Source organism: Citrobacter sp. S39 (assembly GCF_009495675.1).
GTDB classification, from domain to species: Bacteria; Pseudomonadota; Gammaproteobacteria; order Enterobacterales; family Enterobacteriaceae; genus Citrobacter; species Citrobacter freundii.
Genome location: NZ_CP045555.1, coordinates 3,456,881 through 3,478,744 on the forward strand (window position 1 = coordinate 3,456,881; position 21,864 = coordinate 3,478,744).

Below are 21,864 nucleotides of genomic sequence, written 5' to 3' on the forward strand. Positions count from 1 at the left end.
AAATTGGTCGCGGTTCATTGAGCCTTTTATTTTCGCGGATAGATAAAAACCGATAAGAAAGCTGATGTGTATGCCTTAAGCTTTTTATAGCTATGAATATCCAGTGTCAGTGATGCTACCGTCAGAGTTGTTACGGTCAGGATAAAAATTACATTATCCTCTGCTGTCGCCAGTGGCCAATTCTCAAAGTAGGTTTGCAGACTGTTAAGGACGATTTTATCAACAAGTTCTGTACGTTCAGGCATGTTTAAGACCTCTATGAAGTTCAACGTTTTGGAACAATGATTGTCGCACAGAGTAAAAGTAACTTTTTCCGGTAAGGACGTTAAATTGCAGGGTTCTTTTCTTAGATAATTCAAATAAACGGGCATCACATCCGGTTGTTGATGCGCGAAGCAACAGTAAGCAGTAGGCCGGATGGCGCTTCGCTATCCGGCCTACTGCGTAATTCCCTTTTCATCACAATGATGAATTTATCGGCATCATTATGATTAACTAAGCTGAATTGAGGACTTTCCCCCTCTGAACAAACCTTACGCGCTCAAACCACGATGTTCCAGCATCGGCTCCATTTTTGGATCTCGTCCGCTCCACTGACGATAGAGTTCAGCTAAATCAGTGCTATTTCCGCGGGACAAAATCGCTTCGCGGAATTTCTGCCCGTTTTCACGAGTTAATCCGCCCTGCTCTACAAACCACTGATAGCCGTCATCGGCCAGCATTTGCGTCCACAGATAGGCGTAATAACCCGCGGCATAACCGCCGCCGAAGATATGGGCAAAATAACTGCTGCGATATCGTGGCGGCACGGCCTTGAGATCCAAACCTTCTGCTGCCAGCGCCTGTTGTTCAAATTGATCGACCGAAAGAGATAACGCGCTATTTTCCAGACCGTGCCAGCGCATATCCAGCAATGCAGCACTGAGCAGTTCGGTCATGTCGTAACCTTTGTTAAACAGGCTGGCCTGCTGCATTTTATCTCGCAACGCCTGCGGCATTTGCTCCCCAGTAACAACATGACGAGCAAAACGGGCAAAGACCTGCGGATGACTCGCCCAGTGTTCGTTAATCTGCGAAGGAAATTCAACAAAATCACGCGGAGTGTTGGTCCCTGAAAGCGTGGCGTAACGCTGAGTGGCGAACAGACCGTGCAACGTGTGCCCAAACTCATGAAATAACGTAATAACATCATCCCACAATAACAATGCAGGCTGACCTTTTGCCGGTTTTTGATAATTACACACGTTGTAAATAACCGGCCGGGTTTCATTGAGTTGCGATTGCTCAACAAAATTGCCCATCCAGGCACCACCGCTTTTCGATTCCCGGGCAAAGAAATCGCCGTAAAATAACGCCAGACCTACGCCATCGTGATCAAATATTTCCCATACCCTAACATCCGGGTGATAAACAGGAATGTCAAACCGTTCTATAAATTTTATGCCAAAGAGTTGATTGGCCGTCCAGAAAACGCCCTCGTTCAGCACCGTATCAAGGGCAAAGTAAGGTTTGAGCTGCGCCTCATCCAGAGCATATTTCTCACGACGAACCTGCTCAGCATAAAATGCCCAGTCCCAGGCCTCGACGTTAAATTGCCCCTGTTCGTGATTGATAACATTCTGGATTTCGGCCTGTTCATCTAGTGCCCGAGCTCGCGCGGCAGGAACAATCGCCCGCATGAAAGTCAGTGCAGCTTCCGGTGTTTTTGCCATCTGGTCGGCAATTTTCCATGCAGCGTAATTGGCAAAACCGAGTAGTTTCGCCTGCTGCATCCGGATCTCGATCAGTCGCTGAATAATAGCCCGAGTATCGTTAGCGTCATTGTTTTCTGCTCTCTTCCATGCGCGGGTGAACAGACTTTCACGTGTATGGCGATCGCGTAACGCCGCAAGCGCCGGTTGCTGAGTCGTGTTCAATAGCGGGATAACCCAACGCGCGTCGAGCCCTTTCTCCCTTGCAGCTTCAGCGGCAACGGCAATTTCCTCAGCGCTGAGTCCCTCCAGGTAACGTGCATCATCCACCACCAGAGCAGCAGACTTGTTCGCTGCCAGCAGCCGTTGGTTAAACTGGCTGGTCAGCGTGGCGGACTCTGTATTGAGCGCTTTAAGGTTCGCTTTATCAGTCTCATTCAGACATGCGCCGGCCAGTACAAAACGCTGGTGGATGACCTCCAGCAAGCGTAATGATTCGCTTTCCAGCCCCAGAAAACCTCGCCGTTGCCAGACAGCTTCAACGCGTGAAAAGAGTGCTTCATTGAGATAGATATCATTGGCAAGGCTCGCCAGTTCTGCGGAAAACTCTTCGTCAAGGTGCTGTAGTTCATCGTTGGTGTGCGCCGCCGTCATCGCGAAGAAAACGCTGGTTACGCGTGTCAACAAAGCGCCGCTTTGTTCAAGCGCCAGCAACGTATTGGCAAAATCAGGGGCTAGCGGGTTTTGCACAATCGCCTCGATCTCTGCACGTTTTTGCCGCACGCCTTCATCGAACGCTGGGCGATAGTGCTGCACCTCTATCTGATCAAACTGCGGGGCCTGATACGGCAACGTGCTGTGACGTAAAAAAGGATTCGTTAACGACATTTTTCACTCCTGAAAACGATTTGTTTACCAGAGTAGACTTCCCAGGAATCAACCGCAATCGCGTTACGCAGGAATAGCTCTGAACGGAAATGACGTGCTATGGTAGTACTACATAAAAAGCGTTGAGGAACAGTGAGATGATCGTTTTAGTAACCGGAGCAACCGCAGGTTTTGGTGAGTGCATTACGCGTCGTTTTATTGAGAATGGGCATAAAGTTATTGCCACCGGACGCCGCCAGGAGCGCCTGCAGGAACTGAAAGAGGAATTGGGTGACCGCCTCTATACCGCGCAACTGGACGTACGTAATCGTGCATCAATTGAAGAGATGCTGGACGCCCTCCCTGCTGAATGGCGCAATATTGATGTTCTGGTCAACAACGCAGGTCTGGCGCTGGGCCTTGAGCCTGCCCATAAGGCCAGCGTTGAAGACTGGGAAAATATGATCGACACCAACAACAAGGGGCTGGTTTATATGACCCGTGCCGTTCTGCCAGGCATGGTTGAACGCAACCGCGGTCATATTATCAATATCGGTTCTACAGCGGGCAGTTGGCCATACGCTGGCGGTAACGTCTACGGTGCGACCAAAGCATTTGTTCGCCAGTTTAGCCTGAATTTACGTACTGATTTACACGGCACTGCCATTCGCGTTACCGACATCGAGCCGGGTCTGGTTGGCGGTACGGAATTCTCTAATGTCCGTTTCAAAGGTGATGATGCCAAAGCTGAAAAAGCCTACGAAAATACCACGGCGCTGACCCCGCAAGATGTCACAGAAGCGGTATGGTGGGTGGCTTCTTTACCGGCTCATGTCAATATCAACACCCTTGAAATGATGCCTGTCACACAGTCTTTTGCCGGGCTGAGTATTCATCGGAGCTAATTTAGCTGCCCGGCCTTGCGCCGGGTATAGATAGCCTGAAAGAAGTGATAAAATATCCGGGTTAACTCTCTAAAAAGTAAGAATGAATGACCGTAGAAACGCAGCTCAACCCTACACAGCCAGTAAATCAACAGATTTACCGTATTCTTCGCCGTGATATCGTGCATTGTCTGATAGCACCCGGTACACCGCTGTCTGAGAAAGAGGTTTCCGTACGCTTTAATGTGTCACGCCAGCCGGTACGAGAAGCATTCATCAAACTGGCAGAAAACGGTCTGATTCAGATCCGCCCACAGCGTGGCAGCTATGTGAACAAGATTTCGCTGTCGCAGGTGCAAAATGGTTGTTTTGTCCGCCAGGCGATTGAATGTGCCGTGGTACGCCGCGCCGCATCGCTGATCAACGACCAACAGTGCTATCAGCTTGAACAAAATTTGCATCAGCAGCGCATCGCAATTGACCGAAAACAGATCAATGATTTCTTCCAGCTTGATGATGAGTTTCATCAGAAACTGGCTTTAATCGCCGAGTGCCAACTCGCCTGGGATACCGTTGAGAATATAAAGGCTACAATTGACCGCGTTCGTTATATGAGCCTGGATCATATTTCCCCGCCTGAAATGCTGTTACGCCAGCATCACGATATCTTTGCCGCCCTTGAGAAACATGATGGCGATGCGGTCGAGCGCGCAATGATGCTCCATCTCCAGGAAATTGGTGAGTCCGTTCAGCTTATTCGTCAGGAAAATAGCGACTGGTTCAGCGAAGATTAATACTACGCTCGCCTCACACCGGGGTGAGTTTCTCCTGCGTTTTCCCCTCTCCTGCATAACTGCATAAAAAAAGCTGTGATTTTGATCGAAAACAAAAAAAATCCTTAACGAGAAGCGTATTTATATTGCGCCCGTTACGTGGGACTAAAAGCCCACGGGCTTTGACGGTAAGTTGGAAAGGAGAAAACACCATGAAAACATACGATCGTAACCGTAACGCAATCACCACTGGCAGCCGCGTCATGATCAGCGACACCGGGCTCACAGGCCGCATTACAGCGATAGATACCGATGGCCTGACCGCTGAGCAGATTCGCCGCGGAAAAACAGTGGAAATCGAAGGGTGTGAAGGCAAATATGCCCCCCTCGAGCTGATTCGTTTAGGCATGAACTAATTGGTGTGAATGCCAGAAAACACAGCGCCATCTGGCCCGTTGAAAGCCAGATGGCGACATAAAACATAATCTTCGTTACTTCAGTTTTGCTGCATACTTCGCAACCGTCGCCTTCGCCCCTTCAGCCAGTAAAGCAAGATATGCTTGTGTAACCTGGTTTTTGAACAATTCAACCTGCGGCAGTTCACGACCAAAGATAGCATCGATCGCCAGCAGCGCCCGAACGCGCTCTTCGCCCTCGTTACTGCTACGCACCGCATTCTGGATCACGGGCAACAGCGGATCGCTAATTTCAATCGCCTGGCCCTGCTCATCCACACCGCCGACGTAGCGCATCCAGCCCGCCACGCCCAGCGCCAGTAAATCAAAGTGACTGCCGTTTACAATGTGCCAACGAACGGAATCAAGCATACGCTGCGGCAATTTCTGGCTTCCGTCCATAGCGATCTGCCAGGTACGATGACGCAGTGCCGGGTTGCTGTAACGCTCAATTAACAGATCGGCATAACGTTGTAGATCAACACCTTTTACTTTCAGCGTGGGTGCTTGTTCCTGCAACATCAGCGCACGAGCAGCAAGACGATAGTTTTCATCATCCATACAATCATTAATGTGTTGATAACCGGCCAGATAACCAAGATAAGCCAGGAAAGAGTGGCTGCCGTTGAGCATACGCAGTTTCATCTCTTCAAACGGAATGACATCTGCCACCAGCTCCGCTCCTGCCTTCTCCCATTCAGGGCGACCGGAAACAAAGTTATCTTCGATAACCCACTGACGGAAAGGCTCACATGCCACACCTGCCGGGTCGCGTACGCCAGTGATGTGTTCAATTTTGTCCAGAGTCTCTGGGGTAACTGCCGGGACAATTCGGTCAACCATAGTCGACGGGAACGTCACATGTTGTTCGATCCACGCAGCCAGTTCTTCATCCACCGCTCTGGCATACGCGGTGACAACATTACGCATTACATGACCGTTTTCAGGCATGTTGTCGCAGGACATCACAGTAAAGGCGGCTAAACCTGCCGCTTTGCGGCGTGCCAAAGCCTCAACCACTACGCCTGGCGCAGTTTTTGGCTGTTTTGGGTTTTGCAGATCGGCGGCAATCATTGGATTGTCTAACATCAGTTCACTGGTCGCCGGAGAATGGCAGTATCCTTTCTCCGTTATGGTCAGAGAAACGATCGCGACCTGTGGTTCACACATCGCTGCCAGTACGCTTTCCAGACCATCAACCTGTGCATGCAATGCATTTTTCACCACGCCCACGACTCTCGCAGTCCAGGCATCAGCAGACATCTCTGCAACGGTATACAGATTATCTTGATGTTTCAGATCGAAAATCTGCTGCTCGCCGCCAATCAGATTCACTTCGCAGTAGCCCCAGTCACTGCCGTGGTCTGCAGCCAAAATGTCAGCGTAAACCCCCTGATGTGCGCGGTGAAACGCGCCAAACCCCAGATGAACAATACGCGGAACCAGTTTTGTACGATCGTAGTCAGGAAGTGCAGCCTTTGCCGCTAAGAGCTTGTTTTGCATGGTATGGCCTACTTATAAATGAAATCAGGACTGTTCCAGAGTAACGCCTGTATGGTTGTATGTTTTGATTTGCATTAAGCTTTTTATGATTGGTATGACATCATATAAAGCTGTGTAATAGCATGGACAGCGTATGAGACATCCGTCCATGCTAGTGTCTGGTATCAGTTTGTCTGAGTCACCGAGCAACGAACCTTCTCGGCTTTATTCACCTCGGCAGCATCCTCAAGCACGCTCAGGTCGCGATCTTTCACTTCTGGCATCAGCAACGCGGAAATCAGACCGATCAGTGAGTAGGCGATGACCATCACCAGAATTGGCCACCAGGAATTGGTCATGTTGCAGAAAATACCCGCCAGAACCGGACCAAAACCAACGGCAACTAACCCGCCCGCCTCTTTTGAAATCGCCATTCGCGTAAACCGGTTACGGGCACCGAACATTTCCGCCATAGTAATATTTTCGAGAGCAAATAATCCCAATACGGCAAAGTTATGAATAACAATCAGTGCCGTCATAATGACACCCGGGCTATACGTTTTATCCACTACAATTGACAACATCGGGTAAGCCAAAATAATTGCCGAGATATTCAGGATAATATAAGGCAAACGACGACCAAATTTATCAGACAACCAACCAAGCAACGGTATTGTAATAAAGCCCAGTACCGAACTGATCATTAAGGCATCAGTGGGGATAGATTTATCAAATAACAGCGTTTGCACTAAATAACCGGCAAGGAAAGTTTGGATTAACCCTGAGTTACCCGCCTGTCCAAAACGTAGGCCGGTTGCCAGCCAGAAAGATTTACTGGTAAACATCGCCCCCAGCGTATTTTCTGACGAATTATTTAATGCCGGAGCGTTTTCTTCATCATTCACTTTCTCAAATACCGGGCTTTCTTTGAGATTCATACGCAACCAGATGGCAAAGATCATCACCACGACACTCGCCAGGAACGGAATGCGCCAACCCCAGGCTAATAACTCCTCACGGTCGAGCGCAAAGAACATCACCGCCCAGATGGCCGTTGCGCTAAGGGTTCCACAGTTGGTTCCCATGGCAACAAGTGAGGAAATAATGCCACGTTTACCTTTTGGCGCGTACTCAGCAAGCATCGTGCCTGCGCCGGAGATTTCAGCCCCTGCACCAAGCCCTTGCACGATACGCAGCGTCACCAGCAGAACAGGAGCAAAGATACCAATTTGTGCATATGTTGGCAGCACGCCAATTAAGGTCGTACAAATTCCCATCATGGTGATGGTAATAAACAGCACTTTTTTACGCCCAATGCTGTCACCCATTTTGCCAAATATAAATGCGCCAACGATACGAGCAATATATCCTGCACCGTATGTACCCATCGCTAAAATAAGCGCCATGGCGGCAGACTGTTCCGGGAAAAATATTTCATGGAATACCAGTGCAGCACCCAGAGAATATAACTGAAAATCCATAAATTCGAGCGCAGTACCCAACCATCCGGATACGGCAGCTCTGACCAGATCTTTCGTGGACCTTTCGTGTTTTTCTTGATTCATATTGGCTATCTCTAAGAGGTAAGATGCGTACCACTTACTCGCAGTTTTTATATTATTCAGTGAATGTGAGTAAGACTTTGCAGCAGTGCTGCTGATCTTTCTCAAACAATTCAATTGCGTCTGTAACGTGGTGATAGTCAAAAGTGTGAGTAATAAGTTGATTAGGATCGATGAGTCCATTGACCAACCAGTCAATCACAACCGGGAATTTGTTCGCATTTAATCTTGAGGAATAAATGGACAGTTCTTTACCGGTAATACCTTGTTGAATAATCTGACAAGGATCGCTGGAGAAGCCCATCAGAACAATTCGCGCGGCTGGCGATGCCAGCGTGATAGCCTCCTGTAAAATGGATGGATGGCAAGCTGCATCCACGATGATGGTCGGTTTTAGCCCGTTTTCTACCAGAAACTCTTGCAACGAGTGCTGACTATTATTGATGGCCCAGTCTGCACCACACTGCTTCGCCATGGCCAGGCGTTCATCGATTCTGTCAGCAATCACTACGGTTTTAACCTTATAGACACGCTTAAGCGCCTGTACAGTGGTCAGTCCCATAGGCCCTGCGCCATAAATCAGCGCAATATCGTTTTCTGTCGGATTAATTTGCCCGGTTACATTTGCGGCGATGGTAAATGGTTCGACCATAACGGCATGCTCATCCGGCACAGTATCGGGGATCGTCCAGGCGTTTTTCGCCGGCACGACAGCGTACTCGCTGAAACCGCCATCGCGATGTACGCCCAGCACCACCAGCGATGTACAAACGTTAGGTTTACCAATGGAACAGGGATAACAATGTCCGCAGCTGATGACCGGATCAACGGACACCCGCTCGCCTATTCGCGAATGGTCAACGCCGTCACCTACCGCCTCGATCACACCATAAAACTCGTGGCCAATCACGCGCGGGTATTGTGCAAATGGATTATGACCGCGGTAAATATGGCTGTCTGAACCACAAATTCCCGCCAGTTTCACTTTTACCCTGACCTCACCTGCTGAGGGTTCTGGCACCGGTCGTTCAGCGATAATCAGCGTATTCGGTTTTTCAATCACGATACTTTTCATAGCAAATCACTCCTTACCAGTTCCACAGCGTGCCATCTTCCAGGCGAGCAACAGGCAGATATGCAGGGTCATACGGATATTTCGCCGCCAGTTTTTCGTCAAACTCGATCCCAAGGCCGGGTTTGTCTCCTGGGTGCATATAGCCGTTATCAAATGTCCAGTTATGTGGGAACACTTCCAGCATCTGCTCGGAATAGCCCATATATTCCTGTACGCCGAAGTTCGGCACCCACAGGTCAAAATGCAGCGCGGCGGCCATGCACACAGGCGATAGATCGGAAGGTCCATGTGAACCGGTACGTACCTGATACAGCGACGCGAAATCAGCAATCCGGCGCATACCGGTGATACCACCTGCATGGGTGATGGTGGTGCGGATATAGTCGATCAATTGTTCTTCGATCAGCTGTTTGCAGTCCCAGATGCTATTGAACACTTCCCCTACCGCAATCGGCGTGACGGTATGCTGGCGGATCAGGCGGAAGCACTCCTGGTTTTCAGCTGGGGTTGGGTCTTCCATCCAGAACAGACGATATTGCTCAATGCTTTTGCCAAAACGGGCCGCTTCAATTGGCGTCAGACGGTGATGCATGTCGTGCAGGAGATGTTCGTTGAAACCGAATTTATCGCGCACGGCTTCAAACAGTTTTGGCGTGAAATCGAGATATTTCTCCGTTGACCATAACTGTTCTTCCGGCCATTGCCCTTTAGTGGCAGGTTCATAGGCCAGTCCTTTGCCTTTAGACATACCGTAAGTGGTTTTCATGCCCGGTACGCCACACTGCACGCGAATCGCTTTAAAACCCATTTCTTTATGACGCGCATAATCTTCCAGTACGTCATCCACGGTATGGCCAGTGGTGTGGCAATAAACCATAACCCCTTCACGAGAAGCACCGCCGAGTAACTGGTACAACGGCATATTGGCTGCTTTCGCTTTGATGTCCCACAATGCCATATCCACTGCGGAAATCGCCGACATGGTGACCGGCCCACGACGCCAGTACGCGCCTTTGTAGAAAAACTGCCAGATATCCTCAATACGATGCGCATCGCGACCAATAAGCTGCGGACACACGTGATCTTTCAGATACGACGCCACGGACAGCTCGCGTCCATTTAACGTGGCATCTCCCAGCCCGGTGATCCCATCTTCTGTCGTAATTTTCAACGTCACAAAATTACGCCCAGGACAGGTAACAAAAACATCAGCCCCAACAATCTTCATTTCTTATTCCCTACATCTGTTCTTGTGATGCATGAAATTTACTCAACTGAGCTACTACCATACAAGTATAAAGATCAAAAAAACTCTGCTTGATCACAAAAAAGGCGCTATGCGCGCCCCCATCCAGCCACAATGATCAACATGCCGCACAACGCCACCAGCGCGCCAGACCAGTCATACAAACTGAGTTTTACACCATCGACAATGCGTAGCCATAGCAGCGCGGTCACCACGTAAACACCGCCATAGGCTGCGTATACACGCCCGCTGGCTGCCGGATGGAGTGTCAGCAACCAGACGAATAAAGCCAGTGACATCCCGGCGGGTATCAGCAACCAGGCTGTAGCCCCTCGCTTAAGCCAAAGCCAGGGTAAAAAGCAGCCAATGATTTCGCATAACGCGGTGACGAAAAAAAGAAATGTGGTCTTAAGCATTGATGTTATTCAGTTACCTTCGGTTTAACTATGATACGACAGAATCTCGTTAGCGTATCCATATCCACCGGGTGGGTATGCCCGCAAACCGGAATAGTGTAGAATTTAACCCTGTTTTATCGTTTTTACCCTTTCCCATAAAAGGAATTCGCCATGAAAATTACACTGACCAAACGCCTGTGCCTGACGGCTATGCTGACGCTGGCTGCGGCTGTGTACACCTCTTCCGCATTTGCTGAAACCAGTAAACTGGTCATTGAATCCGGGGACAGTGCGCAAAGTCGTCAACAAGCAGCAATGGAAAAGGAACAATGGAACGATACGCGTCAGCTTCGCCAGAAAGTCAACAAACGTGCAGAGAAAGAGTGGGACAAAGCCGATACAGCCTTTGATAGCCGTGATAAATGCGAACAGAGCGCTAATATTAATGCGTACTGGGAACCTAACACATTGCGCTGCCTTGACCGCCGTACTGGCCGCACCGTTGCCCCATAATCATTGCACTTTGAAGGATATTGAAAGGATACGATATGACTAGCGCCCTCAGTGTTAAGTTGCGCCCGCTGGAGCGTGAAGATTTACGATTCGTCCATCAGCTTGATAATAACGCCAGCGTAATGCGTTACTGGTTTGAAGAACCTTACGAAGCGTTTGTTGAGCTGTCAGACCTGTATGACAAACACATTCACGATCAAAGCGAACGTCGCTTTGTGGTGGAATGCGACGGTGAAAAAGCCGGACTCGTGGAACTGGTTGAAATTAACCATGTGCACCGACGGGCGGAATTCCAGATCATTATTTCCCCTGATTATCAGGGCAAAGGTCTGGCTTCCCGGGCTGCTAAGCTGGCGATGGATTACGGCTTTACCGTACTCAATTTATATAAGCTGTATCTGATCGTTGATAAAGAGAACGAAAAAGCTATCCACATCTACCGTAAACTTGGCTTTATGGTCGAAGGCGAGCTGATTCATGAATTCTTTATCAACGGCCAATACCGCAACACTATCCGTATGTGTATCTTCCAGCAGCAGTATCTGGCAGAACATAAAACGTCAGGTCCAAACCTGCTGCAACCTACAGCTCAATAAAGCCTGACTAATAGTACGCGATGGTGTTTTCAATTGAGTAATGGTGTTCAACTGCCGGCTTCACGCTCTCGTCAACGATAACGAGCTGGCAGTTGACCGGATTTGCGTATTCATCGTATTTGCACGTTTGTTTGACGTTGCCTACCGGATGATTGTTGAGCAGGCTCACCGCGGTGTAATCCAGCTTCTTCAACGGGTCGACCGACGGTTTGGCATCAACCTGTAAGGTATTGTCCTTATTGACGGTTGTTTTACCCAGCGGGTAGCCTTCCGCATCATAGCGATATTCCACCTTCATCTCTTTCCCCGTGGCAGAAACGACAAAACCGTTATCGTCGGTATCCCACACCACTCCTGCCGCAGGCAGTTCCGCCAGTTGGCATTTGCCCTGTAAACGGATCCGTTTTTCCAGCGTTTCGGCATCCCGGTAGTAGTTTGCATCCAGGACCAGCGCCATACCAGTATTGTTTTCAATATCGTGCAGTTCAAGCGTATCGAAACAACCTTCCTGTGACAGCGTACCAACGACACGCTTAGTAACCTCACCTTTATCATTGAGCAGCGTCTGGCTGAAATCTTTCACCGGCCCACGCAGCGGGTCGAAATCAAATTCATTGGAAAAACTGGCCATTTCCGGCGTAAAGGAAACCAGCCCTTTAGCGTTATCACACCCAACCAGCACGACGCACAGGAAACCTAACAGGGTCTGTTTCTTCACATTTTTCACCGGGATAAAAAGATAATTCTCAATCATATTAGCAAATACAGTTATTTACACCAGAAATGCTAATCTTAGTTTAAGTCGATCATAAAGGAGCTGATGATGAAATACATACCAGGAATTGCCGCGATCATATTGGTAGTCGCTTCCCCGCAGGTTCTGGCGGCCCCCGCGTCATGCGAACGCGTAAAAAGCGATATCGAACAGCGCATCATCAATAATGGTGTTGCTGAATCCAGCTTCACGCTGAATATTGTCCCCAACGATCAGGCCGATCAACCTGACTCACTGGTAGTCGGACATTGTGCAAATGATACGCACAAAATTCTCTATACCCGGACCAACAGCGGCAACGCCCCCGCCAATAGCACATCTGCACAAGACGGACACGTCGCCGAACCGCAATAAATCTCACCCTCCGTGCGCGGAGGGTTACTCCAGTTTGATATGCATTAAGATGACATACCCATAAATGGGTAAACTCACTCCATTATTAGCATGCTATTAATTTCGCTGTAGAGATTAATATATAGCGATAACTATAATGGAGTGAGTTATGTCTGATATTGAGCAATATGGAGGCATCAGCCGCAGGACGTTAGTGAAATCCTCGGCTATCGGTTCGCTGGCGCTTGCCGCAGGCGGGCTGTCATTACCTTTTGGAATGCGCACCGCCGCCGCTGCGGTACAACAGGCGATACAACCGGCTGAAGAGAAAGTGGTTTGGGGCGCGTGTTCCGTGAATTGCGGTAGTCGATGCGCCCTGCAACTCCACGTCAAAGATGACGAAGTCGTATGGGTGGAGTCCGATACGACCGGAGACGATATTTATGGTCAGCACCAGGTTCGTGCCTGTCTGCGTGGGCGTTCAATCCGCCGACGGATCAATCATCCGGATCGCCTGAATTATCCGATGAAGCGCGTAGGCAAACGTGGTGAGGGAAAATTCGAACGTATAACCTGGCAGGAAGCGCTGGATACCATCAGTGGCAGTTTAAAAAATACCGTGGAGAAATACGGTAATGAAGCTGTTTATATTAATTACACCTCAGGCATTGTAGGCGGCAACATTACGCGCTCCTCTCCTTATGCCTCGCTGGTCGCTCGCCTGATGAACTGCTATGGCGGATTTCTGAGTCATTACGGCACTTATAGCACCGCACAAATCGCGGCAGCAATGCCCTATACCTACGGCTCAAATGACGGCAACAGCACATCCGACATCGAAAACACGAAACTGGTAGTAATGTTTGGCAATAATCCTGCCGAAACGCGCATGAGCGGCGGCGGAATAACGTACTTCCTTGAGCAGGCCCGGGAGCGATCTAATGCCCGGATGATCGTCATTGATCCGCGCTATACCGATACCGCTGCGGGTCGTGAAGATGAGTGGATCCCTATCCGCCCAGGAACCGATGCCGCACTCGTGGCGGGACTTGCCTGGGTTATGATTAACGAAAATCTTGTCGACCAGGCTTTCCTCGACACATATTGCATTGGTTATGACGAGAAAACCCTACCCGCCGACGCCCCCGCTAACGGACATTACAAGGCCTATATACTTGGCAACGGCGATGATGGTATCGCTAAAACGCCCCAATGGGCCTCGCATGTCACCGGGATCCCCGCCGATCGCATTATCAAACTGGCTCGGGAAATCGGCAGCACAAAACCGGCATATATTTGTCAGGGCTGGGGGCCGCAACGTCAGGCTAACGGCGAACTGACCTCACGGGCGATCGCGATGTTGCCTATCCTGACCGGCAACGTTGGCATCAACGGCGGCAATAGCGGTGCACGAGAATCAACCTACACCATCACGATTGAACGCATGCCGCTGCCGGAGAATCCCATCAAGACCCAGATATCCTGCTTTAGCTGGACCGACGCCATCGCTCGTGGCCCGGAAATGACCGCAACCCGCGATGGCGTGCGCGGGAAAGATAAGCTCGATGTACCGATTAAATTTATCTGGAACTTCAAGGACTTGAAGCGGACCCTTAGTAGGCCTGAGGTCCTGCATTGAGTCAAGACCTTGTGTCATTCTTTGTGCCAGACTTGTGTCATTAGACGGGATGTCTAGACGGCTGGTCAGGATCCCCGGTGGCCTCGGTCAGGACTTGAGGCGGGACTATGGGGGAAGTCTGCTGGCTTAATGTATTAGATGGTCATTCACATTTTTCTGTCAGAAATCATCGGTCCCACTGTGAGTCCAAACCTAAGGACCTAGAAGTCCACCCACAGCCTTAGACAGAGTGTCGAACACATCCACACCGAGTCGACCAGAGAGGACCATGTGGAGTCCCACAGAGAGGAACACGAGTTTATAGACCAGAGTCAGGAGGGACTTCAGGTCTGCGGAAGTCATAGACATAAAACCCTCCTTATCTGTTATGTTATATTATTACATTAACAACAGGTCCAGACCATTGGTCCAGACCATAGTTAGTTAATCACAGTGATAACCCACCACCTGAAGTCCTGCTGATATTCAGTCCAGACTTACCTCTTACCCATTGGTCTTACGCTTCGGTCTTGGTGAACTTCAGGCGTTTGACTACAGGCAGGACGGCAGTAGCTGAGCCAATGCCCATCTTGACGGTAGTAGCAGCTTCAGCGACAACGAACACTTTACCGAGGATTTCCAGAGAGTGAGACTGGGAGTCACCATCACGTGAAAGGACCGCCGTAATGTTTTCGCCATCGTGGCGGAAGCAACCGAAGCTCAGAGCCGTAAAACGCTTAGCCATCATGAACACGCCACGGTCTTCACCGTTGTAATACGCAATATCAGTCCCCAGCATATCGACGATAGCGTCTTCACCACCGAAGCCCTGCTTAGCAGCCAGACGGGAGAGAGCCTTGAGGTGTGACTCATGGGCGATGATACCGTAATCAGTAACCTCAGAACCGAAAGAAGATTCGGTGTTGTCATACAGAGCGTCCATGATAGTGTCTGCCTTAGCGGTCAGGCTGCCAGTCAGGACCGGAAGCTCTACGGTCTTCAACAGTTTGGAGGACTCCAGAACGTCAACCATGCGAGCGTTGATGGTACGGACCACATTCTCACAGATGTTCATAGCGTCCTGCTGAAGTGTGCCCTGAGTGAATCCGGTGGATGACTTGGCGTCCCAGAGCTTGGTCTGCTCAGAGATGAGAATAGCCTGCTCGATTGGTTCGACCACGATTTCTTGTCCAGACGGAACGGTCACGACTTTGTAGTGGTCAACTAAAACTGGCCACGGCTTTAGAGTTTTTCCAGTATCGGTTTTCCGATTCGTTTGGGGGCAACCCACCGTTATAGTCATGCGGCCTTAGCGAGCTGTAATACCCGACGATATAGTCTGTGATCGCATGAGCAGCATCGCTAAAGTTTATATAACCTGTCACTGGCACCCACTCGTTTTTCAGACTACGGAAGAAGCGTTCCATCGGGCTGTTGTCCCAACAGTTTCCACGTCGGCTCATACTCTGCCTGATCTGGCAACGCCACAGTAACTGCCGGAACTGCCTGCTTGTATAGTGGCTACCCTGGTCACTGTGGAACATCACTCCGGCTGGTTTACCGCGAGCTTCCCACGCCATTTCCAGCGCTCTGATGGTCAGCTTGCTATCCGGCGAGAATGACATTGCCCAGCCCACTGGTTTCCTTGCGAACAGATCGAGAACAACTGCAAGGTAAGCCCAACGCTTGCCTGTCCAGATGTACGTCACATCGCCGCACCACACCTGGTTAGGTTCTGTCACTGCGAACTGTCGCTCAAGGCGATTCGGGATAGCGATGTGTTCATGACCAACACGTTTATACCGGTGGGTAGGCTGCTGACAACTCACCAGCCCCAGTTCTTTCATGAGCCTGCCAGCAAGCCAGCGTCCCATTCTGAAGCCTCTCAGGGTTGCCATAATGGCGATACTTCTTGCGCCAGCAGAGCCATGGCTGATGTTATGCAGCTCCCGAACCTGGCTGCGTAACACAGCTCGCCAGCCGTCTGGCTTTTCGGCGCTTTTCTCCCAGTATTTGTAGCTACTGCGATGAACCCCGAACACGTGGCAGAGTGTGACCACAGGATACTGCGCTCTGAGTTTCCCGATTAACGAGAATTGTTCAGGGAGTCTGACATCAAGAGCGCGGTAGCCTTTTTTAATATGTCGTTTTCCATTTCAATGCGTTGTAGCTTTTTCTTCAGCTCACGTATTTCAATCTGTTCCGGGGTTATAGGGGAGGCTTTAGGTATTTTGCCCTGTCGTTCATCCCGCAACTGCTTTACCCATCGCGTCATGGTAGAAAGACCCACATCCATAGCACTGGCCGCAGCTGCAACGGTGTAGTTCTGATCAAGGACCAGTTGAGCGGATTCACGTTTAAACTCTGCGCTGAAATTTCTTTTTTTCATTAGGGCACCTGTAATGTTCTGAGGTGAGCATATCACCTCTGTTCAGGTGGCCAAATTCAGTAAACCACTACAGATACTTAATGTCGGTTGACCAGATGCTCGCATGTTCTGACGCATCAGACTCAGAGGCGGAAGCGGGTCTCCCTATAGTGATAGTTTAGGGTCCGTAATCATGAGCCAGCTTTAATGGCGTGGTACTGGACGGATTTACTGGCGCTGACGACAGCAGCATAGACGTAGCGAGCGTAGCGAGTTGAAACCATAGGTTCACCCAAGGCAACACGCTTACGGCTCAGGGACTCCTGCACAGCGCTTACAGTTAATGTGTCGTGCGTTAGTAGTTGGGTCAGAATCAAGTATGGGCTGACAGGCTTGGTATTGCTTGCCATTGATTCGCTCAGGCGACCAGCACCAGTAAGGACATCATCCAGCCAGCCACTCAAGTCACCCTGACCATCGAATGACAGCAGGTCCCCGCAGTGCTGCTGCAAGTAGGCTTTGGTGAACGTGTTGTCGTGAGTTGCGATTGGTCGTGCCATAGAGTATCTCCTGTCGTTGAATTAGTTGGTTCCCCTATAGTGATAATCAAGTCCACCACTGGTGATGCATACAGTAGCGCGACAGGATGTGACTCACAGGCTGGACTGGATGTCAAGGATTAAGGCGACCCTAGGAATTAAGGAAGTAAATATAAAGAGGGAGGACCGGATGTGACTCACAGGTTGGACAGAATGTCAAGGACTAAAGACGCCTCAGGAATTAAGGAAGTATATATAAAGAGAGACCAGAGGCGACTCACAGTTAAACAGGAATGTCAAGAGGAGACCATAGGAATTTGGAGGGACCGGTGTTTAGGACGCAGTTTAAATAAGACCACAGACAGACTTAGAGTCGGACAGCCGAAGGCGAACCAGTGGGCCTATAGTCAGGAGGGATTATGATTATTATCACCCTCCCTAACTTCAGTCAGACTTCAGTGACCCAAGGTCTCAACCATCAAGCCGTATATGGTCTCCACCTTGGGTCTTCCTACTTAAAGTAAAGCTGTCTTCAGCACCTCAGCCAGCCTACCAACAGCGTGTCCTTTCCCGTACAGGTCATACGTAATGGACTGACTGCTGTGACCTAAGATGCCCTGAGCGTCCACCAGATTGACTCCACGCTCTTTCATCCGGGTCGCCAGCCAATGTCTCAGACTGTGTAGAGAGACGTTCTCAGCGTCTGGGAGAGCCTCTGTGAGGACCCGCGAGTTAAACCAGCTAGAGTATGCGCTTGGAGTCATCCCGAAGAGAGGACCCTCGTCAGGCTGCATGTCTACCCATTCGAGGAAGGACTTCAGGTCAAGACCACAGGCCCCATCGGTCAACGGCACAAGTCGGACTGAATGTTTGTTCTTCACAGACTTCCCGTCCCCATCTTCATTGATGTCGATACAGACCAGTCCATTGTCCAAGGTTACAACGTCACGTTTAGTCAGGTGGCAGACCTCAGCAGACCGAGCGCCAGTGACCACAGACACCAGAGACGCCCATCTACGGGCCTCAGAGGTCGTGTGAGCCGTGTGTCGTGTGAACTGATACTCAGACTCAACACGGACCAGAAGTCTCTCCAGCTCCTCGTCTGTGAACGCTCTGCGCTTGGAGTCGGTATCCTTGGTCAGCTTCATCCGTTCAATAGGGTTGCGGCCCTCAAGTTGCCCATTCATCAGGCCATAATCGAGACACATCTTCGCTTTGGTCAGCAGCTTGTTGATTGTCGATGGTCTCACCTCAGAAGCAAGCATAGCGTCCCTGACAGCCAGCCACTCAGAGCGAGACATCAGGTCCATGTCTTCAGGCAGGTACCGGGAGACAGTATTTAGTGAGGACGAGAGGTCCTTGTAGCTGGAGGACTTCAGGGTCTGGACCTTCTCAGCCAGCAGTGAGGACACAAGCTCAGAAAAACTACAGATAGCGACCTCAGGTTGGCGCTCCTGCGTGAATACTTCTGTGCTGACTCCCTGCTCGTTACTCAGAATTGCCATAGAGTCGCATATAGTTGAGTAATCCGTAGGGTTATTCATCACAATATCAATCAGGCCAGAGGTATCACCAGTGTCTACCCTCTGCTGTGCTGCGGTCAGGACTTCAAGCGCTAACCTTATGCCCTTCTGCTGGTCCAGACTCAAGGCTTGCGTAGCGGCTAGCTCCTTCAGGTTGGACTTCTCGTCCACCAAAGTAGCGACCTCAAGTCCATTCCAGTAATCGTCACTAGCGTCTGTCAGAAACTGCTCAGCCATAGACCGGAGATGCTCTGTAAGCTCCTGTAGTGAGACTTCAGGCCTATCCAACATGAAGGCCTTAGCTGTGGCTGCAAGCTCTCTCTGACGCATTGTGGCTACTCTCCTGTCTGTGCTGCGGGTCGATACTGAAAGAAACGGTGTGGTCTGTCCCTTGAGTCTGAAGCGGATAGTATATCGACCATTGGCTCTACGGACTAACTGAGGCTTAGCTACGCTGAGTAGATTGATTTGTGTCAGCCTTGTGTCAGGACTTGAGGTGTAGACTTGCTGATACAGATAGGGAGACCCAGAGAAAGAACTGTATGGATATACAGTGTTATCATGATTAATGTCAGTCATATCAGGACCTTAAGTAGCATTGAGTCAACTACTTCAAGTCCATCCATCCGTCTGGCAATGGAGTCTATCTGGAACTACGCGGGCAACACCATTACTAATCAGCACTCAGATATCAATAAAACGCATGAGATCCTTCAGGATGATACGAAATGCGAAATGATAGTGGTCATCGAAAACTTCATGACATCCTCGGCCAAATATGCCGATATTCTGCTGCCGGACCTAATGACCGTCGAACAGGAAGACATTATTCCTAACGACTATGCGGGCAACATGGGATACCTCATTTTTATTCAACCCGCGACGTCACCGAAGTTCGAGCGTAAACCGATCTACTGGATAATGAGCGAAGTCGCCAAACGCCTTGGCAATGATATCTATCAACGCTTTACGGAGGGCCGTACTCAGGAACAGTGGCTCCAGTATTTGTATGCAAAAATGCTGGCCAAAGACCCCGCGCTGCCTTCCTATGACGAGCTGAAAAAAATGGGGATCTATAAACGTAAAGACCCTAACGGGCATTTTGTCGCTTATAAAAAATTCCGCGACGATCCGCAGGCCAATCCGCTCAAAACACCGTCCGGAAAGATTGAAATTTATTCCAGTCGACTGGCGAAAATAGCCAACACCTGGGAGTTGCAAAAGGACGAAGTAATTAGCCCGCTTCCCGTCTACGCCTCTACGTTTGAAGGGTGGGATGATCCGAAACGCAGCGCATTTCCGCTGCAGTTGTTTGGCTTCCATTACAAATCCCGTACGCACTCCAGCTACGGCAATATCGATGTTCTGCAGGCGTCCTGCCGCCAGGAAGTGTGGATCAACCCTGTCGATGCCCAAAAGCGTGGTATTGCAAATGGCGATATGGTGCGGGTCTTTAACGACCGCGGTGAAGTACGTATTGCCGCCAAAGTGACGCCGCGGATCCTGCCTGGCGTCAGCGCAATGGGCCAGGGTGCATGGCACGATGCCGATATGACCGGCGACAAAATTGATCATGGCGCCTGCGTCAATACGCTGACAACACAGCGCCCTTCACCGCTGGCAAAAGGCAACCCACAGCACACTAATCTGGTCGAGATCGAGAAGGTTTAAGGACTAACCCATGACAACTCAGTATGGATTTTTTATTGATTCCAGTCGTTGTACCGGATGCAAAACCTGCGAACTGGCCTGCAAAGACTACAAGGATCTCACGCCCGACGTCAGTTTCCGCCGGATTTACGAATACGCCGGAGGTGACTGGCAGGAAGACAACGGCGTCTGGCGACAGAACGTTTTCGCCTACTACCTCTCCATTGCCTGTAACCACTGTGAAGATCCGGCCTGTACCAAGGTTTGCCCCAGCGGGGCTATGCATAAACGTGATGATGGTTTTGTGGTCGTTGATGAAGATGTGTGTATTGGCTGTCGTTACTGCCACATGGCCTGTCCGTACGGCGCACCGCAGTACAATGCCGCCAAAGGGCATATGACCAAGTGCGATGGCTGTCATGACCGCGTGGCAGACGGCAAAAAGCCTGTCTGCGTCGAGTCCTGTCCGCTGCGTGCGCTGGACTTCGGTCCCATTGATGAGCTGCGCAAAAAATATGGTGATCTGGCAGCCGTCGCCCCGCTGCCGAGTGCGCACTTCACCAGACCGAGTATTGTGATCAAACCAAACGCCAATTGCCGCCCGACCGGGGATACCACGGGTTTTCTGGCTAATCCAAAGGAGGTGTAAAATGGGAAATGGATGGCATGAATGGCCGCTGGTCCTGTTTACGGTGCTGGGCCAGTGCGTAGCCGGGGCGCTGATCGTAAGTGGCTACGGCTGGCTAACCGCTAAAGACGAGCTGGTAAAACAACGTATCGTTCGCAGCATGTTTTTTCTGTGGCTGGTGATGGGCATCGCCTTTCTCGCCTCGGTCATGCATTTAGGTTCGCCGCTGCGCGCATTTAACTCGCTGAACAGAATTGGCGCATCGGCGCTGAGTAACGAAATTGCCAGCGGTTCGCTGTTTTTCGCCGTCGGTGGCCTGTGGTGGCTGGTGGCGTTTCTCGGTAAAATGCCCGCAACGTTAGGTAAAATCTGGCTGCTGTTGAGCATGTTGCTGGGCCTGGTATTTGTCTATGCGATGACCAACGTCTACCAGATAGACACCGTCCCAACCTGGTATAACGGCTATACTACACTGGCGTTTTTCATGACGATGCTGCTGAGCGGGCCGCTGTTTGCCGCCCTGCTGCTGCGGGCTGCGGGTGTTTCCTGCAGCCCTGCCAGATTCGCCGGTATCAGCGTGCTGGCCCTGCTGGCGACCGTGGCTGTTGTTGTGCTGCAGGGACTGTCGCTCAGCGAAATCCACAGTTCGGTACAAAACGCCGGCGCGCTGGTGCCCGACTACGCAAGCCTGCAAGTCTGGCGCATCCTCCTGCTGGTTGCGGGTCTGGGCTGCTGGATATGTCCGCTTGTCCGTCGCAAAGAACCGTTCGTCGGCGGACTGGCGCTGGGCTTAGTGTCCGTCCTCGCCGGTGAAATCATTGGCCGCGGCTTGTTTTACGGTTTACATATGACAGTCGGAATGGCTGTCGCAGGTTAATTTTCGGGTGC

General features: G+C 50.5%; 19 protein-coding genes and 3 pseudogenes. 10 read left to right on the plus strand and 12 right to left on the minus strand.

Annotated features, from left to right (window positions below):
* Positions 1-26: 26 nt before the first annotated feature.
* Entirely contained in the window at positions 27-245 is a 219-nt protein-coding gene (locus GFB57_RS16445; RefSeq protein ID WP_003032402.1) for a hypothetical protein, read from the minus strand.
* A gap of 288 nt (positions 246-533) precedes the next feature.
* Positions 534-2,579, minus strand: a complete 2,046-nt coding sequence (dcp, locus tag GFB57_RS16450; protein ID WP_003032400.1) for a peptidyl-dipeptidase Dcp — start codon at positions 2,577-2,579, stop codon at positions 534-536.
* Positions 2,580-2,716: 137 nt separating this feature from the next.
* Between dcp and ydfG the strand changes: the two genes are divergently transcribed.
* From ydfG to ydfZ, 3 genes are all read left to right on the plus strand, one after another.
* Positions 2,717-3,463, plus strand: coding sequence for a bifunctional NADP-dependent 3-hydroxy acid dehydrogenase/3-hydroxypropionate dehydrogenase YdfG (ydfG, locus tag GFB57_RS16455; protein ID WP_003032398.1), 747 nt, complete (start codon positions 2,717-2,719; stop codon positions 3,461-3,463).
* An 86-nt stretch (positions 3,464-3,549) separates the two neighbouring features.
* On the plus strand, positions 3,550-4,236 hold the full coding sequence (locus GFB57_RS16460; protein WP_003032396.1) for a GntR family transcriptional regulator: 687 nt from the start codon (positions 3,550-3,552) through the stop codon (positions 4,234-4,236).
* A gap of 191 nt (positions 4,237-4,427) precedes the next feature.
* A complete protein-coding gene (ydfZ, locus tag GFB57_RS16465; RefSeq protein ID WP_003032393.1) occupies positions 4,428-4,631 on the plus strand; it encodes a putative selenium delivery protein YdfZ in 204 nt (67 codons plus the stop codon).
* 75 nt (positions 4,632-4,706) lie between these two features.
* Here ydfZ and GFB57_RS16470 read toward each other — a convergent pair whose 3' ends face one another.
* From GFB57_RS16470 to GFB57_RS16490, 5 genes are all read right to left on the minus strand, one after another.
* Entirely contained in the window at positions 4,707-6,173 is a 1,467-nt protein-coding gene (locus GFB57_RS16470) for a mannitol dehydrogenase family protein (protein ID WP_003032392.1), read from the minus strand.
* Between the two features lie 164 nt (positions 6,174-6,337).
* A complete protein-coding gene (locus GFB57_RS16475; protein WP_003032390.1) occupies positions 6,338-7,717 on the minus strand; it encodes an MFS transporter in 1,380 nt (459 codons plus the stop codon).
* Positions 7,718-7,769: 52 nt separating this feature from the next.
* Positions 7,770-8,789, minus strand: a complete 1,020-nt coding sequence (locus tag GFB57_RS16480; protein ID WP_003032388.1) for a Zn-dependent oxidoreductase — start codon at positions 8,787-8,789, stop codon at positions 7,770-7,772.
* Between the two features lie 13 nt (positions 8,790-8,802).
* The gene (gene rspA, locus GFB57_RS16485) at positions 8,803-10,017 is read right to left on the minus strand and encodes a starvation-sensing protein RspA (protein ID WP_003032386.1); all 1,215 of its coding nucleotides are present in this window, start codon (positions 10,015-10,017) and stop codon (positions 8,803-8,805) included.
* Positions 10,018-10,124: 107 nt separating this feature from the next.
* A complete protein-coding gene (locus GFB57_RS16490; RefSeq protein ID WP_003032384.1) occupies positions 10,125-10,451 on the minus strand; it encodes a YnfA family protein in 327 nt (108 codons plus the stop codon).
* A 153-nt stretch (positions 10,452-10,604) separates the two neighbouring features.
* On the opposite strand from GFB57_RS16490, the gene GFB57_RS16495 reads away from it, so the two are divergent.
* Positions 10,605-10,946 (plus strand): DUF1283 family protein, encoded by a 342-nt coding sequence (locus GFB57_RS16495; RefSeq protein ID WP_003032382.1) that lies wholly within the window; start codon positions 10,605-10,607, stop codon positions 10,944-10,946.
* 35 nt (positions 10,947-10,981) lie between these two features.
* Positions 10,982-11,542: a spermidine N1-acetyltransferase gene (speG, locus tag GFB57_RS16500; protein WP_003032379.1), complete on the plus strand. Its 561-nt coding sequence runs from the start codon at positions 10,982-10,984 to the stop codon at positions 11,540-11,542.
* A 7-nt stretch (positions 11,543-11,549) separates the two neighbouring features.
* On the opposite strand, the gene GFB57_RS16505 is transcribed toward speG, so the two are convergent.
* On the minus strand, positions 11,550-12,260 hold the full coding sequence (locus tag GFB57_RS16505) for a YnfC family lipoprotein (RefSeq protein WP_003032377.1): 711 nt from the start codon (positions 12,258-12,260) through the stop codon (positions 11,550-11,552).
* 102 nt (positions 12,261-12,362) lie between these two features.
* Here GFB57_RS16505 and GFB57_RS16510 point away from each other — a divergent pair, with 102 nt between their 5' ends.
* Together GFB57_RS16510 and GFB57_RS16515 are read left to right on the plus strand one after the other, a co-directional pair.
* On the plus strand, positions 12,363-12,671 hold the full coding sequence (locus GFB57_RS16510; RefSeq protein ID WP_085951541.1) for a DUF1161 domain-containing protein: 309 nt from the start codon (positions 12,363-12,365) through the stop codon (positions 12,669-12,671).
* A gap of 148 nt (positions 12,672-12,819) precedes the next feature.
* Positions 12,820-14,244: pseudogene (locus GFB57_RS16515) on the plus strand (molybdopterin-dependent oxidoreductase); the annotation flags it as partial.
* Between the two features lie 541 nt (positions 14,245-14,785).
* Here the strand turns inward: GFB57_RS16515 and GFB57_RS16520 are convergent.
* The 4 genes and pseudogenes from GFB57_RS16520 to GFB57_RS16535 all read right to left on the minus strand — a co-directional run.
* A pseudogene (locus tag GFB57_RS16520) lies at positions 14,786-15,481 on the minus strand (hypothetical protein); the annotation flags it as partial.
* A gap of 7 nt (positions 15,482-15,488) precedes the next feature.
* Positions 15,489-16,657, minus strand: a protein-coding gene (locus GFB57_RS16525) for an IS3 family transposase (RefSeq protein ID WP_100216202.1) whose coding sequence is annotated in 2 segments (ribosomal slippage) — positions 15,489-16,408 and positions 16,408-16,657 — 1,170 coding nt in all. Because the reading frame shifts where the segments join, the coding sequence is not laid out codon by codon here.
* Between the two features lie 170 nt (positions 16,658-16,827).
* A complete protein-coding gene (locus GFB57_RS16530) occupies positions 16,828-17,196 on the minus strand; it encodes a hypothetical protein (protein ID WP_000113585.1) in 369 nt (122 codons plus the stop codon).
* Positions 17,197-17,690: 494 nt separating this feature from the next.
* Positions 17,691-19,277, minus strand: coding sequence for a site-specific integrase (locus GFB57_RS16535; protein ID WP_319886311.1), 1,587 nt, complete (start codon positions 19,275-19,277; stop codon positions 17,691-17,693).
* 57 nt (positions 19,278-19,334) lie between these two features.
* Here GFB57_RS16535 and GFB57_RS16540 point away from each other — a divergent pair.
* From GFB57_RS16540 to GFB57_RS16550, 3 genes and pseudogenes are all read left to right on the plus strand, one after another.
* Positions 19,335-20,369, plus strand: a pseudogene (locus GFB57_RS16540) (molybdopterin dinucleotide binding domain-containing protein); the annotation flags it as partial.
* A 10-nt stretch (positions 20,370-20,379) separates the two neighbouring features.
* Entirely contained in the window at positions 20,380-20,997 is a 618-nt protein-coding gene (locus tag GFB57_RS16545) for a DMSO/selenate family reductase complex B subunit (RefSeq protein ID WP_003028915.1), read from the plus strand.
* Position 20,998: 1 nt separating this feature from the next.
* Positions 20,999-21,853: a dimethyl sulfoxide reductase anchor subunit family protein gene (locus GFB57_RS16550; RefSeq protein ID WP_003028916.1), complete on the plus strand. Its 855-nt coding sequence runs from the start codon at positions 20,999-21,001 to the stop codon at positions 21,851-21,853.
* Positions 21,854-21,864 lie beyond the last annotated feature (11 nt).

What these genes read in the sequence shown, in the direction of transcription:
- GFB57_RS16445 (WP_003032402.1), bottom strand. Translation starts at nt 245, where the DNA reads ATGCCTGAACGTACAGAACTTGTTGATAAAATCGTCCTTAACAGTCTG.
- dcp (WP_003032400.1), bottom strand. Translation starts at nt 2,579, where the DNA reads ATGTCGTTAACGAATCCTTTTTTACGTCACAGCACGTTGCCGTATCAG.
- ydfG (WP_003032398.1), top strand. Translation starts at nt 2,717, where the DNA reads ATGATCGTTTTAGTAACCGGAGCAACCGCAGGTTTTGGTGAGTGCATT.
- GFB57_RS16460 (WP_003032396.1), top strand. Translation starts at nt 3,550, where the DNA reads ATGACCGTAGAAACGCAGCTCAACCCTACACAGCCAGTAAATCAACAG.
- ydfZ (WP_003032393.1), top strand. Translation starts at nt 4,428, where the DNA reads ATGAAAACATACGATCGTAACCGTAACGCAATCACCACTGGCAGCCGC.
- GFB57_RS16470 (WP_003032392.1), bottom strand. Translation starts at nt 6,173, where the DNA reads ATGCAAAACAAGCTCTTAGCGGCAAAGGCTGCACTTCCTGACTACGAT.
- GFB57_RS16475 (WP_003032390.1), bottom strand. Translation starts at nt 7,717, where the DNA reads ATGAATCAAGAAAAACACGAAAGGTCCACGAAAGATCTGGTCAGAGCT.
- GFB57_RS16480 (WP_003032388.1), bottom strand. Translation starts at nt 8,789, where the DNA reads ATGAAAAGTATCGTGATTGAAAAACCGAATACGCTGATTATCGCTGAA.
- rspA (WP_003032386.1), bottom strand. Translation starts at nt 10,017, where the DNA reads ATGAAGATTGTTGGGGCTGATGTTTTTGTTACCTGTCCTGGGCGTAAT.
- GFB57_RS16490 (WP_003032384.1), bottom strand. Translation starts at nt 10,451, where the DNA reads ATGCTTAAGACCACATTTCTTTTTTTCGTCACCGCGTTATGCGAAATC.
- GFB57_RS16495 (WP_003032382.1), top strand. Translation starts at nt 10,605, where the DNA reads ATGAAAATTACACTGACCAAACGCCTGTGCCTGACGGCTATGCTGACG.
- speG (WP_003032379.1), top strand. Translation starts at nt 10,982, where the DNA reads ATGACTAGCGCCCTCAGTGTTAAGTTGCGCCCGCTGGAGCGTGAAGAT.
- GFB57_RS16510 (WP_085951541.1), top strand. Translation starts at nt 12,363, where the DNA reads ATGATGAAATACATACCAGGAATTGCCGCGATCATATTGGTAGTCGCT.
- GFB57_RS16530 (WP_000113585.1), bottom strand. Translation starts at nt 17,196, where the DNA reads ATGGCACGACCAATCGCAACTCACGACAACACGTTCACCAAAGCCTAC.
- GFB57_RS16535 (WP_319886311.1), bottom strand. Translation starts at nt 19,277, where the DNA reads ATGACTGACATTAATCATGATAACACTGTATATCCATACAGTTCTTTC.
- GFB57_RS16545 (WP_003028915.1), top strand. Translation starts at nt 20,380, where the DNA reads ATGACAACTCAGTATGGATTTTTTATTGATTCCAGTCGTTGTACCGGA.
- GFB57_RS16550 (WP_003028916.1), top strand. Translation starts at nt 20,999, where the DNA reads ATGGGAAATGGATGGCATGAATGGCCGCTGGTCCTGTTTACGGTGCTG.